The sequence below is a fragment of the Bacillus sp. JJ1566 genome, assembly GCF_036962685.1.
In the GTDB taxonomy this organism is placed as follows: domain Bacteria; phylum Bacillota; class Bacilli; order Bacillales; family Bacillaceae_L; genus Ferdinandcohnia.
This window is the reverse complement of record NZ_JBALOP010000028.1, coordinates 42,513-56,127: the sequence shown is the minus strand read 5'-3', so window position 1 is coordinate 56,127 and position 13,615 is coordinate 42,513. Positions and strand designations below refer to the sequence as shown.

The 13,615-nt window shown below is 41.9% G+C and carries 10 protein-coding genes; 3 read left to right on the top strand and 7 right to left on the bottom strand.

The window, feature by feature from the left end; translation table 11 throughout:
* The 3 genes from V7112_RS12655 to V7112_RS12645 all read right to left on the bottom strand — a co-directional run bounded on the left by V7112_RS12655 (position 1) and on the right by V7112_RS12645 (position 7,827).
* Positions 1 to 702 (bottom strand): response regulator transcription factor, encoded by a 702-nt coding sequence (locus tag V7112_RS12655; RefSeq protein WP_335420027.1) that lies wholly within the window; start codon positions 700 to 702, stop codon positions 1 to 3.
* Entirely contained in the window at positions 699 to 2,552 is a 1,854-nt protein-coding gene (locus V7112_RS12650) for a sensor histidine kinase (RefSeq protein ID WP_335420024.1), read from the bottom strand. Before V7112_RS12650 ends, V7112_RS12655 begins: the two co-directional genes overlap by 4 nt.
* Before the next feature lie 301 nt (positions 2,553 to 2,853).
* Positions 2,854 to 7,827, bottom strand: coding sequence for a LysM peptidoglycan-binding domain-containing protein (locus V7112_RS12645; protein WP_335420021.1), 4,974 nt, complete (start codon positions 7,825 to 7,827; stop codon positions 2,854 to 2,856).
* Between the two features lie 76 nt (positions 7,828 to 7,903).
* Here V7112_RS12645 and V7112_RS12640 point away from each other — a divergent pair, with 76 nt between their 5' ends.
* A complete protein-coding gene (locus V7112_RS12640) occupies positions 7,904 to 8,308 on the top strand; it encodes a VOC family protein (protein ID WP_335420018.1) in 405 nt (134 codons plus the stop codon).
* Between the two features lie 328 nt (positions 8,309 to 8,636).
* On the opposite strand, the gene V7112_RS12635 is transcribed toward V7112_RS12640, so the two are convergent.
* From V7112_RS12635 to V7112_RS12625, 3 genes are all read right to left on the bottom strand, one after another.
* Entirely contained in the window at positions 8,637 to 8,807 is a 171-nt protein-coding gene (locus tag V7112_RS12635; protein ID WP_335420015.1) for a YvrJ family protein, read from the bottom strand.
* 66 nt (positions 8,808 to 8,873) lie between these two features.
* Positions 8,874 to 9,089: a DUF2922 domain-containing protein gene (locus V7112_RS12630; protein WP_335420012.1), complete on the bottom strand. Its 216-nt coding sequence runs from the start codon at positions 9,087 to 9,089 to the stop codon at positions 8,874 to 8,876.
* A gap of 36 nt (positions 9,090 to 9,125) precedes the next feature.
* The gene (locus V7112_RS12625) at positions 9,126 to 9,356 is read right to left on the bottom strand and encodes a DUF1659 domain-containing protein (protein WP_335420010.1); all 231 of its coding nucleotides are present in this window, start codon (positions 9,354 to 9,356) and stop codon (positions 9,126 to 9,128) included.
* Positions 9,357 to 9,613: 257 nt separating this feature from the next.
* Between V7112_RS12625 and V7112_RS12620 the strand changes: the two genes are divergently transcribed.
* Positions 9,614 to 11,965, top strand: coding sequence for a putative bifunctional diguanylate cyclase/phosphodiesterase (locus V7112_RS12620; protein WP_335420008.1), 2,352 nt, complete (start codon positions 9,614 to 9,616; stop codon positions 11,963 to 11,965).
* Between the two features lie 446 nt (positions 11,966 to 12,411).
* On the opposite strand, the gene V7112_RS12615 is transcribed toward V7112_RS12620, so the two are convergent.
* A complete protein-coding gene (locus V7112_RS12615; RefSeq protein ID WP_335420115.1) occupies positions 12,412 to 12,963 on the bottom strand; it encodes a glycerol-3-phosphate responsive antiterminator in 552 nt (183 codons plus the stop codon).
* A gap of 446 nt (positions 12,964 to 13,409) precedes the next feature.
* Here V7112_RS12615 and V7112_RS12610 point away from each other — a divergent pair, with 446 nt between their 5' ends.
* Positions 13,410 to 13,568, top strand: coding sequence for a hypothetical protein (locus V7112_RS12610; protein ID WP_335420005.1), 159 nt, complete (start codon positions 13,410 to 13,412; stop codon positions 13,566 to 13,568).
* Positions 13,569 to 13,615: the final 47 nt, after the last annotated feature.

Genomic DNA, 13,615 nt, shown 5'->3' with positions numbered 1-13,615 from the left:
TTAGGAAAATTTACGAAACTGTACAGGCGTCATTCCTACCTCTTGCTTAAATATGGTCATAAAATGCTTAGGGCTTTTATAACCCGAGAGCTGAGCGACCTCATACACTTTTAAATGGGTGTCCTTGAGAAGTTTTTTAGCACGCTTTAGTCGTTCCTCCGTTACATATTCTGTAAATGTTTGATTCAACTCTGCTTTAAAAAGCTGCCCCACATATTGGGGGTTCAAATACACATAATCGGCAATATGCTTTAGCGTTATTTCCTGACTTAAATGATCGTTGATATATTGAAGGATTTTCTGAAATTGTTTGGAGGTTTCAACTGATTCCTCTTCCTTATCCTTAAAAAGCATTGAAATAGTTTCAGATAATTCCACCCTGTTAATCGGTTTTAATAAATAGTCCGTTATTCCATAACGCATTGCCGAACGCGCATACTCAAAATCGCTATGTCCACTTAAAATGATGATTGGAACTTCCTTCGATATCTGTCTAACCTTCGAAATAAAGGTTAAACCATCCATTGATCCCATTCGAATGTCGGTAATAATAAGATGAGGAAGTCGTTGGTGAGAAAGTGTTAGGCCTTCCTCTCCACTTTTAGCCTCGCGGACAGAAAACCCACCTATTACTTGTTCAAGCAAGACTTTTAGCCCTGTTCTTATAATCTCTTCATCCTCAACTATAAGAATTTCTTTCACTTTTCTTCCCCCATTCTTTGAATCGGAAATGTCAAAATAACTGAAAAGCCTTCCTGTTCTCCACCTTCTATTTGTATTCCATATTGTTTTCCGTACAAAAGCTGAAGCCGTTCATGAACATTTGAAAGAGCAATCCCACTATGTTTTTCGGAGGATGTATGTTGTTGATTCTCTATTAATCTTTTAAGTTCTGTTAAACGCTCCTTTGATATTCCCTTTCCATTATCTTCGACCTTGATCGTAACATGATCGTCTTCCTTGCTTACCTTCATTAAAATGGAGCCCCTGTTAGCTGATAAACCATGCAGGATCGCATTTTCAACTAAGGGCTGAAGTATTAGCCTAGGCAGTAATGCATTATATAGGGAAGAGTCCACTTCCTCTATATAATCTAGTTTCTCCCCCATCCTTACCTTTTGAATCGAAATATAAGATTGTATAAATTGTAACTCTTCCTTTAACGACACAACCTTAGATGTATTGTCAATCGTATATCTGAGTAATCTCCCCAGCGAAGATACCATATCTGACACATCCAGATTACCTTTCGTGATCGCAAGCATATTAATCGATTCGAGTGTGTTATATAAAAAGTGAGGATTCATCTGACTTTGTAGGGCTCTTATTTCAGCCTCTTTTTCCCGCAAACCCGTTTTGTATACCTCAGATACAAGTCTGTCAATTTCACTAATCATATGATTAAAACCATTGCCAAGCTGACCAATTTCATCATTAGAAGCTATTTCAACTCTCTGTGAAAGGTTTCCCTTTTGAACCTTATCCATCGCCTTCCGTAAATGATAGATTGATTGCACGAGTGGTTTGGAGAGTATAAAACCTAATAAAAGAGAAATTAAAATCCCAATAATAACAACAACAAATATCATTTTTCGCAGATCATTCACTTCACTAAATACAACGGAACGAGGAGTTAACATGATCGTTTTCACTCCAGAATAAGAGGATTCGTTGTAAACCATCATGTAATCCTTTCCGTTAATTGGAATACTCGTATAGTTTTTTACAGTCACATCCTCCAGTTCTTCTAAAAAGCTTGGCTCAATGATTTTATTATCCTTATTTGGATAAATAAATTGATTGCTTGAATCTAATATAAAAATATGACTCTTTGAGCTTGTATTGCCGATAATATCCTCAATAAGTTCCTGCTTCAAATCTACTTTAATGATTCCGAGCGGCTCGTATGTTGATGGATTTCGAATAAGCCTGGCAACCGAAAAAACAGCTGTTTCTTTATTTAAATAGTAATTGGGTTGGTGAAGGGGCAGTAACACCCACTCTCCATCTGCCTTCTCAATCTCCTTAATCCATTCATTGTTTCTTTCAAAAACCTTTAGCATCACTGAATTCGAATCCAAATTACTAAAAATGGTCCCATCATTTGCTAAAATATGAATCCCCTTAATCTCATTTCTCATATGTATTAAACTTGATATATATCTCCACATTGGGAGTCGTTCGGATGCAGGCGGAAAGGTAGTAGATGAACTTGGTTCTTGGTGAGCTTTTAAAATTTCCAGAATCTGCTGGTCATATAGTGGTGAAAGTGAAATAATTTGCATCTCTTTTAAATACCGATTGATATTTTGATTGATTTGATCGGCTAGTTGAATCTGGTATTCCTCCGTCCGATCTTGACTAGACTTTGCAAATTGATAATAGGTGATGCTCCCCAATATTAGAGCCGTTAAGAGAATGAGAAGTGAAAAAACAAGCATAAGTTTCACACGATATGGTAAAGAAACCAAATAGCTTTTAAGTCGTTGATACTGTGGAATCACTTTAGATTTCTCCTCATCAATGAAGTATTTTTTTATTTCTTTCGACATATATTGGTGAAATCCTTTGCGTGAAAAAGTTAAACCCAAAATTAAAACCCGAACGCCACCATGAGGCGTTCGGGTTTCCACTTGTAATTACTTCCCTATAGTGGGATTTGCGTTGTCCCGCGGATATTTGCGTCACCCCTTTTGCATCAACAAACATTTTTTACAAAAAATACTGCCACTAATTCCGATTTACTGCCACTATTTTAAAAACACTGCCACTAATCCCAATCTACTGCCACTATTTTAAAAACACTGCCACTAACTCAAAACAGAACCCGAATGCTCACATTCGGGTCCCCGCTTAAACCGGTATCTTCAACGTCTGTCCAAGACTTAGGATGTCACTCGTTAGGTTATTCGCCGTTTTGATGTTAGCAACGGTGGTATTATAGCGTTTGGCGATTCCGTATAAGGTGTCGCCGGATGCGACTGTATGCACCACTACATTTGTTGGTACTTTTAACACTTGCCCGACATAGATCATGTCCGATGTTAGGTTGTTAGCATTTTTAATGGCGGTCACGGTTGTGCCGTTTTTAGCAGCAATGGCAGACAAAGTGTCACCCGCTACGACTGTATAATTCACCGTATACGCAGGTGCAGTCTCAGTCGGAGGCGGAGGTGGTGGAACGGTAGTTGCTACCTCATCCGTTGGAACCCTCAATACCTGTCCGACAAACAGCGAATCCGATATGAGTCCGTTTGCTTCCTTCAGTTCACTAACCGTTATATTGTTACGGTTCGCGATTAGCCAGAGCGTATCGCCTGCCGCTACGGTATACATTTTGTAGTTCTGAACTGGTGCAGTGTATACCGGCGAAACAACCGGAACGGTATTAGGCAAGGTTGTTGTGTAGCTGTTCCAGACGCTTTTGTTTTCCTGACCGAGGCTCCAGTTTCCAACACCGCGAATATTGTATTTGCCGACAAGCCCCAGCTTTGCCGCTATCGACTCGTCATTTTCAAACCATATTGTATAGGTTCCTGGAGAAAGCGCGGCTCCACTCACAAAGGTTAAAGGGTCGCCCTCTTTAATAGTGACAACCGCTTTTGGCGTTTTGCTCACCTCATCGAACACAACGGTCCCATTATAGCGATCAATCAAGGTTTGAACCTGCGTGTTTGAAATTCCAAAGCCGCCATAGCTTTGCCCTTCCATCCAATAGCGGCCAAAGTGGGCGATTCCAAGGACAATCTTATCTGGCGCGACATCCTGCGCCAACGCGTACTGAATTGATTTTTCAACCCACGAATAGCTTGCAACAGAGCCGGGGTCACCGCCCTGATAGCTCTCGTCATACGTCATGATCATAAGATAATCCGCGTATTTCGCAAGATTTGTGTAGTCGTACGACCCATGCCAGCCAGCCATCCAGCCATTCGGATTGGCCGCAACCGCAACGGAAACCTCCTTCGTTGGCGGTATTTTTTCACGTAGCAGTCGAACAAATTCAGTATAGTTTGCACGGTCTGCATCGGTCACATTTTCAATATCAACATTGACACCATCAAGGTTATAGCGCGCGATCGCATCCGCAATTTGCTGGGCCGCAAGCTCCTTATTTGCAAGCATTGCTCGACCCACATCGCGATTCCAGTGATTGCTTAAAAATGGAACAACACGTATTCCCTGTCTGTGCATCGTCTCGATAAAATTGCGGTCAACCTGATAAGTGAGCTTTAGTGTTCCGTCGGGATTTATATCAAAATAGCTTGGTGACGCAATGTTCACGGCATGTCCCGTTGAATTCACCGTGTTCACATATTCCTTTGTATTGCCAAAATACATATACCCAAGATTAACAACTTCGCTCGCTGTAATCGGCAGGCGTAAGGTTTGGTTCGGTTGAAGCACATCACTCGTTAAATTATTAAGCGACATCAATGAATCGACCGTTGTGTTGTAGCGCTTCGCCACAGCATACAAGGTGTCACCCTGGGCAACCGTGTACGAGCTCAGCGAAACATTAGTTACCTCACTTTTATTTCCTGCTTCGTCCGTCTGGGTAACCGAAGCCGAAACAACATTTGAGGCCTTGTCCACATACACATCGACCGAATAATACCCATTCTCATCTGCATTTGCGATTCTTGTGACGAGCACATTTTTATCAGCATCAAAAAGGGAAACCTCCACCTTTGCTTTTGCCTCCGCAGTTCCAATCACCGTATAGATGTACTGCAGGTTTTCATAGCGAAAGCCGTTTTTCGTTGCGACTGCATTTTCAACAACTGTATCCTTCACGATAGTCAAGGCTTCAACAATGCTTTTGTTCCCAGCTCGATCTGTTTGCCGCGCTTCAAAGGTCAACGGTCCATCCTTTAGTCCGGACAGATTAAAATTAGCCTCGAACGTTCCGTTTATGACCTGGGCAGTTTGCGTCACCGTTGTCGTGCCATCACTGACAACCATCTCAACAGTCGCACCTTCTTCAACGCTTGAGCCCGTAACTGTAAAATTAGACTGGTTCGCTTGATTCACATAAGTTGGTTGATTCATCACCACCCCGGTGGGTGCCGTTGTATCTTTTTCAAGCGTAAAGGTTTGCGTTTCGCCGACGTTTCCGGCATTATCTGTGGCACGGAATGTAGCCGTCAGCTCGCCATCCTTTAACCTACTCAGGTCAAAAATGTCCTCAAACCTGCCGTCGTCATTTGTGTCAACTGTTTTCGTGACCACATTGGCACCATCCGAAATTTCAATCACAACGGTACTATGTGGCTCAACGACACCGCGAATAGGGTAAACCAACACATTATCCGAAAAAATGGGCAGTGGCGTTTCCAGTTGAATGGCATCAGGTCCCACTGTATCCTTGATCAAGGACTTTGTAACGGCTGGGCTCACATTTCCCGCTCGGTCAACCTGGGTCAATTCAAACGATATATCCCCATCTGAAAAAGCACTCAAATCAACAGCCACACGGTATTCGCCATTTTCATTCGTGGTTGCGGTCACGACTTGTTCCTGCCCGCTTCCATTAAAAATGCGAATCTGCAAATCGGTGTTTGCCTCGGCTTTTCCGATTAGCTCATAGCCCGCTTGATTGTCACTTGAAATAAATTGGTTGTTATTAAAAATCGGTGCGGTTGGAGCCTTTGTGTCTTTTTCAACCGTTACATTACTGACATTACTTGAGATGCCGGCTGCACTCGATTGGAACGCTGAGATTGTTAGGCTCGTATCCAGAAGGGTACTCACATCAACCGCCACATTGTACTCCCCGTTTTCATTCGCTGTTGTCGAGGTGATGACATCCGGATTCACCCCGTCTGATACAGTAATATCAACGGTTGCACCCGGTTGAGCCATGCCGACAATGTGATAGCTTGTTACGGTCGTACTGTTGATAACCTCCGTGTTACTAATCACAGGCGGAGCAAGAGTTGTTTCCTTCATGAGTGTTGCTTGCTCAACCTCACTGCGATTTCCATGCTCGTCGATTGCACTTGTTGTGACTGAAATTTCCCCGTCATTCAAGGTACGAAGGTCAACAACCGTCCTGAACTCGCCATTCTCGTCCGCAACGACTTCCACCGTCATTTCAGGATTCACCCCATCTGATAGCACAATTTGGACGGTCGAACCTGGGTCAGCCATTCCAATCAGGCTGTAGCTATTGGCATTTTGGGTGGTGACTGTTTGCTTCGTATCCAGGACAGGATCTCCCACAAATGCGTCCTTCGTAACAGTAACCTGTTGCGGAGTGGAGTTATTTTGAGCTGCGTCGGTTGTAGTGGCAATAATTGTGACCGCACCGTCTTTCAAACGAGCCAAGTCAAGAGCCGCTTGGAATGCGCCGTTTTCGTTTGTCGAAATTGTTGTCTCCACTGCTGGATTAACTCCATCGGTCGCGCGAATGGTAATGGCCGCATTTGCCTCAGCTGTTCCCGCGAACATATAATTGGCTGCATTTTTACCCGTAATGTCTTGTAATTCCTGAAAAATGGGCGCCTCAACCGTGGTATCCTTTTTCACCGTTAGCTTCGTCATGCCACTTTCGTTTCCAGATGAATCAACGGCCTTCGTCGTAATCGAAACCGGACCGTCACGTAATTTGCTGAGATTCACAAACGTGCTGAATTCTCCTTTTTCACTTGCTAGCACCTCTGTCGTAATCGGTGCATTCACTCCATCAAAAAAGACAATCTGCACTCGCGATGCAGGTTCTGCGGTTCCTTTCACTGGATATGCGGCTGCTGATTGGCTATTGATAATCTGGGTATGAACCAATGTTGGTGCAATTAGGTTAACTGGTGGTGCAGTCGTCTCTTCAGGTATCTCAGGGGTAATTGCCTCTCCAGGAATCGTTAACACCTGACCGATTGATAAATTCGTCGTAGTTAAATTGTTCGCAGCCTGAATGGCACTAACGGACGTGCCAAACTGTTGCGAAACGCTATATAAAGTATCTCCCGAGACAACCGTATATGTTGACGTGACTGGTGCAGGTTCGATTGGAGTTGGTGTGACCACGACTGGTTCAGCCTCACTACCTGGAACCTTCAGCACCTGTCCGATGCTTAGCACATTTGACGTCAGTTTGTTGAGCGACTTTATTTGGTCAACTGTCGTTCCAAATTTTATAGAAATTCCATACAACGTATCACCCGCAACAACCGTATAAGTGGAAGTTTCCTGCACTGGCGTAGGCGCAGGCGTTGTCACCGTCTCCTCCACCGGCTTTGGCGCACTTGCGGCCTGGGGCTGTGGAATCCGCAACTTTTGACCAATCATCAGCATGTCTGATTTTAAACTGTTAGTTGTGCGAATTTGGTCAACCGTTATGTTATAACGCTTCGCAATGTTGTAAAGCGTGTCTCCTGAGATCACAGTATATGTAAAAAACGGCAATCTCAATTGCTGGCCAACAAACAGCATATTGGTCGTAAGCCCATTGACCTTTTTTATCGAATCAACTGACACATTGTAACGCATAGCGACCCCGTAAAGGGTATCTCCTGCTTTTACGGTGTATATGTCGTTGACTACTTGGGTTTGACCGCTGATTGTTTCCGCCCCAACTTTCGGAGCGGTTGCTCCTAAATAGAAGGTCGTAATCAGCATTGAACCTGCTAACACCTTCGCGACCTTAATTGGCAGGTGCGGGAATTTGTCTTTGACGAGATGGCGTATTTGTGTGTTCAGATCCTTTTTTTCCTGATGAAAATGTCTGCCAAATTCTGATGCAAATTCTGTCATTTCAGACCCCACAAAGACAACAAGTGTATAGTCATCCTCATTTTTCACAAGCTTGTATCCTCGAATTTCCAAACGGAACACCTCATTATCCAATCATTACCTCTTAGTTTCTCAACTTCCTTTTTATTCATTCCTTTTTTTAGATAGAATGGACTTAGGAGGGATTGTTTTGCTACATCATGTTGAAGTATATGTATCGAATCTAGAAAAATCGATCGCCTTTTGGGGTTGGTTTTTAATGGAGCTGGGTTACAAGAAATATCAAGAGTGGGATTCTGGAGTTAGCTGGAAATATGGTGAAACGTATCTTGTGTTTGTGCAAGTGGAGGAGCGGTTTAAGGATGTTCCATACCATCGTTGTCGGGTTGGGTTGAACCATTTGGCGTTTCATGCACAGTCAAGAGAACATGTGGACGAGATGACAAAGATGCTTAAGGAAAAAGGAACTCCTATTCTGTATGCCGATAAAACACCGTTTGCTGGAGGAGAGGACTATTACGCCGTCTACTTCGAGGATCCTGACCGGATTAAGGTGGAGCTTGTGGCACCATAAAGTGAGTACCAATTAATTTTTCAATAAGCGGAGATTTTCCGGTTAGATGCAGAAAGCGGCCAGTTTCGGGATAAATATGGGGAGGTTTTCCGCCTATGCAAAGTAAAATCTCCCATTTTCATGTTTTTCGAGTTAATAGCCGGAATCTTTCCGTCTATATAGGTTATTTTCAGTGCTATTTCCTTATTAAAAGAAATTTCTCCGCTTATTTATCAAACTCGTTTTAGCTTAAAAAATCACACAAAAGACTTAGAGATTTTTACAACTCTAAGCCTTTTTGCACCTTATAAGTGAACCCGTTACTTATACTAGTCAGGTGCCTCATTTTTTACGATATATTTTTCTTTGTTTCATACGGTGGGTCGGCCTTCATGCTTTGTGGCAGCATTTGAATTGAGTCAATGACACTATCAAGCTTCGTTTCGATCCGATGCAATAGATAGAATGTCACGACAACAGGAAAGCCCACCTCTTGAATAAAAGGCATTAGCTGCTCCACCAATTTCCCCCTCCTTCCTTTAAAAAAGTAGAGCCAACTCCCTAATAGAGAGCTGGCCCAATCTTATTAAAATTCAACTGATTCAACATTGCGCTCAACAACACGGGCGCCTTTTTTCGCAACAATCGGTCCACCACGTGTTAAGAACGCATTTGTAGACACGATTACATCCATCGCTGCAGAAATCGCTAGTTCATCGACGGGTTCCTTCGGATTTTCAATGGAAACTGTTGCTGTTTTTCCATCTTCATTAATAAATTGCATTTCTAGTGTTTTTGCCACTTTTTATTCCCCCTTTCTCTAAAATTGGTTTACATCTTACTGTCCATCACCAGCTAATGAATAGCTGTTGTTACGCTCGAAGCTTAGAAGCTGCAAAGTTTGGAGCTTTTCGATTGCAACGGCTACTGAATATAAATCATTAGCTGTTACAACTGGATTGATATTGTTGTAGTTTTTGTTTTTGTACGTCATCTGTCCTTTTCCATCAATCCCGTTTTCAAACACTAAGCGTAACTGTGTACGTTGAATGTCCTGCGTTGCCGCCATTTCCCTCACCTCCTTTACACCTATGTTATAGAGAGGTAAGGGGCAGAAAGGGGCATCCTTTTTAAAAAAAGGAAAAAAAAATACCTCCATATAGGAGGTTCAACAAAATATATAAACAAAGGGGGGGAATACATTATTCATCATTGCCTCACTTGAACCATCCTATACATGAAAAAGAAAAAAATATCTGGGGTTCCAATAATTTCTTTAGATTAGTTCATACTATCCTTACACATAAATGTGGCCGAGGTGTACGTATGATTTCAATTTTTATGTCAGAATACAATATTACATATTCTCTTTTTTCGATATTCATTGCCCTTACCTCCGCTATGATTTGCTTTGATATTGCTTTAAATATTGTCCCTATCGCTCAAAAACAAATCGGTTTACTTTGGACCCTGCTTGCTGCTTTTACGTTTAGTCTCGGTACCAAGACAGCCCATATCGTTGGAATTTCTGGTCTCGTGGAATCATCCACCTCCAGTTTTCAAATTCCAGAAGTCATTGTTTCTTTCATGATGGTGTTCATAACAAGTTTTCTTGGAATCACTCTTCTCATAAAAAGGAAGACTTCTTTTGTAGTGACTGGTCTTCTATTTACGGTCGGTAGTAGTACCTCTTACTTTATTATTATCATGGCAAACAATTTATTTTTTCTTTCATTTTTAAACAAATGGTTTCTAGTTGGAGTGCTGAACTGTTTTATTTTTAGTATGGTTGGAAGCTACTTGTTCAAAAAAGGACTTCTTAAAGGTACTTCTTCTAAAAAGTGGTATGTCGGTGCATTCTTTGGCATTTCGATCATCGTACTCCATCACTTGTCTTCAAAGGGATTTAGCCATGTAACCACGGGGAAGATTTTTGCCGGCGGGGTCGTTGTCCCTTATCTTTTATTAAGTGTTTTTTTATTTATGTTCATTGCCTTTCTCGGTAATTGGTATCAGCAAAAATTGCATACGGAACAGCAAAAATTCAACAAGCAAGAGCGCTATTTTCGCCCCCTCTATGAGTTGAACCCCATCGCGATTATCATGCTGGATCCGACCGGGGTCATTATCGACTTAAACCGAACCTCGGAAAAACTAGCGGAAATGCGAAAAAATGAAGTTCTCGGTTTGCACTTCAGCCATTTTTTACCCGAACACGAGCAAGAGGCAACGAAAAAACATTTTGAAAAAGTTTTGTCCGGAGAAGTTGTTGAATATGAGGTTCAACTATATAATGCCGCTGGTGACATTATCGATGTGTTTGTACGGAATATCCCGATTACGGTAGACGATAAAATCCATGGAATCTACGGGATGATCAAGGATATCACCGAGAAAAAAAGGAATATGGAAAAGATTCACTTCATGGCCTACCACACTCCTCTCACCAATCTGCCAAACAAACGGAAGCTTAGTGAGGATGTGGCCGAAAAAATTACGAAACGAATTCCTTTTACCCTTATTTACCTTGATTTGAACGAATTTAAAAAAACAAATGACCGCTACGGACATCTAGCTGGGGATGCCGTTCTAACCGCGGTAGCCAATCGGCTTACGGAAAAAGACAATCATGGTATTGCTTATCATATTGGTGGGGATGAGTTCGCGGTGACTCTTCCAACGGTACATTACGAGGAGATTGAAAAAATTGCACTTGGAATTGCTGACGAAATCCGACTCCCCATTTCCTATCAAGAATACACCTTGGAGGTTTTTGCAAGTATCGGAATTGCTCGATTCCCATTTGACGCCGAATCAATTGAGGAATTGCTACAGAAGGCGGACCTTGCCATGTACGCCTCAAAGGAACATGGCGGGAATGAGCTTGTTTTTTATCACGAAACTCTCTTAAAAAAGGTGGAAGAACGTTTTAAGCTTGAGCAGGACTTAAAGGAAGCAATTGAAAAAAAGGAATTTGAAATATATCTTCAGCCACAATTCGAAATCCAAACAGGAAAACTTCGAGGTGCTGAAGCCTTATTACGCTGGAATCATCCCGAAAAAGGAATGCTTGGTCCAGAAGTGTTTATCCATGTGCTCGAGGAAACCGGGTTAATCGTAGATGTCGGTGAGTGGGTCATTACAGAAGTGTTGGGATTGATAGGTAAGTGGAAAGATGCTGGCTATTATTTCGAGAAAATTGCGGTAAACGTGTCGGCAAAGCACTTTGAAAAACAGAGCTTGTACCATTTTATCCAGGAAGTAAATGAAGGAGGCGCCTCCTGCCTTCAGCGCTTGGATATCGAGATTACCGAAAGTGCCTTAATGAATTTAGAAAAATCGCTTGATTCTGTTTACCAATTGAAGAAGCTTGGGATCAGCATCAGCCTTGATGACTTTGGCACCGGCTATAGCTCTTTAAGTGTTCTTCATCAGCTACCCATCGACTATTTAAAAATTGACCGTTCATTTATCAAAAATTTTAATACGGATTCCAAAATTTTAATTCAAATGATCATCCAAATGTCCAACAATCTTAACGTCAAAGTCGTCGCCGAAGGCATTGAAACAAAAGAACAACTCGACTTCCTCATCAACGAAGGCTGCACCTACGGCCAGGGCTACTACTTTAGCACGCCCCTCCCAAGGGCCGACTTCGAGGAAAAGTGGCTGAAATAGGGAACAGGGGACGGTTCTCCTGGTCCCTTTTTCACGTTCAGTTTCTGATTAAAGGAAGAGATGTGATAGAAGCTTCAACCAACCAAAAAACGCAATCCAAAGGGGTATACTCAATGTTGTTCCCCACACCATACCAACCGCTAATTGATTCGTATTCTCCTCCATCACTTCGCCTCCTCATCTCGTCTTACTAATATTATAAAGGAATTGTGACAACGCCTACATAAAAACTTCCCAACAAATTCTGCCAAATAGTATCAAAAAAGGAGGATCAAATGCGGATTGGGGTATTTGCGTCCGATTTTTGGTCTACCCAAGGTGGACCACAAAGAAGTTGCCACAGGACGTGGCGTTCTTAGTCTTTTGTCCCAAGCTCGAAAAGTTTCCTTTGAAAAATCGAAGCATCCGCAGGAGGCTTAACCTTGGTTGACTTCTACTGAATACGGTTATACCCACAGCTCCCTTTTTGAAGTAGTAATGGCCGTCGCACCCGCTTCCAGTGCTTTTTGCACATCCTCTTTAGTCCGAATCAGCCCACCTGCAAGCACTGGAATATTCAATCTTTCCTTGACCTCTTGGATCATCCACGGCATCGCCCCAGGTAGCACCTCAATATAATCCGGTTTATTTTTTTCAATCAGCTTATAGCTTTTTTCAAGGGCATGCGTATCAATCAAAAACATCCGCTGAATCGCGCAAACTCCTTTTTGCTTCGCTTTTTGGATCACACTAGACTTCGTAGAAATGAGCCCGTACGGCTGAAACTCCTGGCAAATAAATTCCGTTGCATACTCATCACTTTTTATCCCATGTACCATATCCACATGATAGATCATTTTTTTCCCGTGCTGCTCCGCCAGCCTCTTAATATTTTTCAACTGGGCCATGTGAATTTCTGTAAAAACCCCGATTTCATACTTACTTTTTAAAAAGTGCTCGAAATCCTTCATCGTCGTTGATGCAGGCAAAATTTGTTGGTCCACCTGTCTCCCCTCCATCTTTATAGTAGTATACACTTTTTCTTTGCAACCAAAAAAGACCCCACTCACGTTGAGCAGGGCAAAAGAGAAAAAAAGTCTACAGGTAAAATATATAGTCAAATGTAGAAAACCCCCATTCTCTACATTAACTAACAAACGTTGGATTGGTGTTACGACCAATCTAGTAATTTACTATACTTATATAGTACCAATGTATTAGAAAAATGTATATTGGGAAAATCGGAGTAAATTTATAGCGATTTTTGTTGTTTTTTTGAGGTAACTTTCCTAAAAAGGGCCTTTTTTAGCTGTTTTTGTCTAAATTTGTCCAAAATAATTTAATTTTTTTCTACACGTTTCCACATTTTTATCAATTTGGACATGCTATCATTCTACTAATGGATTCAAAAAATTCGAAAAATAATATAGAAGTCATATTTTCGATTGGGGGAGGAGAGCTACACGTGCCTTACTATACGTTTAAAGAAATTTGGACACCTTTAAAGATCGTTGGTATTCGTTTTTATAAAAGACTTGAGGATCGGCTTTATTTCATGAGACTTGGCAAAGGACCACGTCGTCCCATCTTAACTCGATTCAGTAAATTTAGCGCTAGAGCATAAGCTCTGGCCTATTTTTTTTGCCGGTTGCCTGGGACGGAGGGACAGGT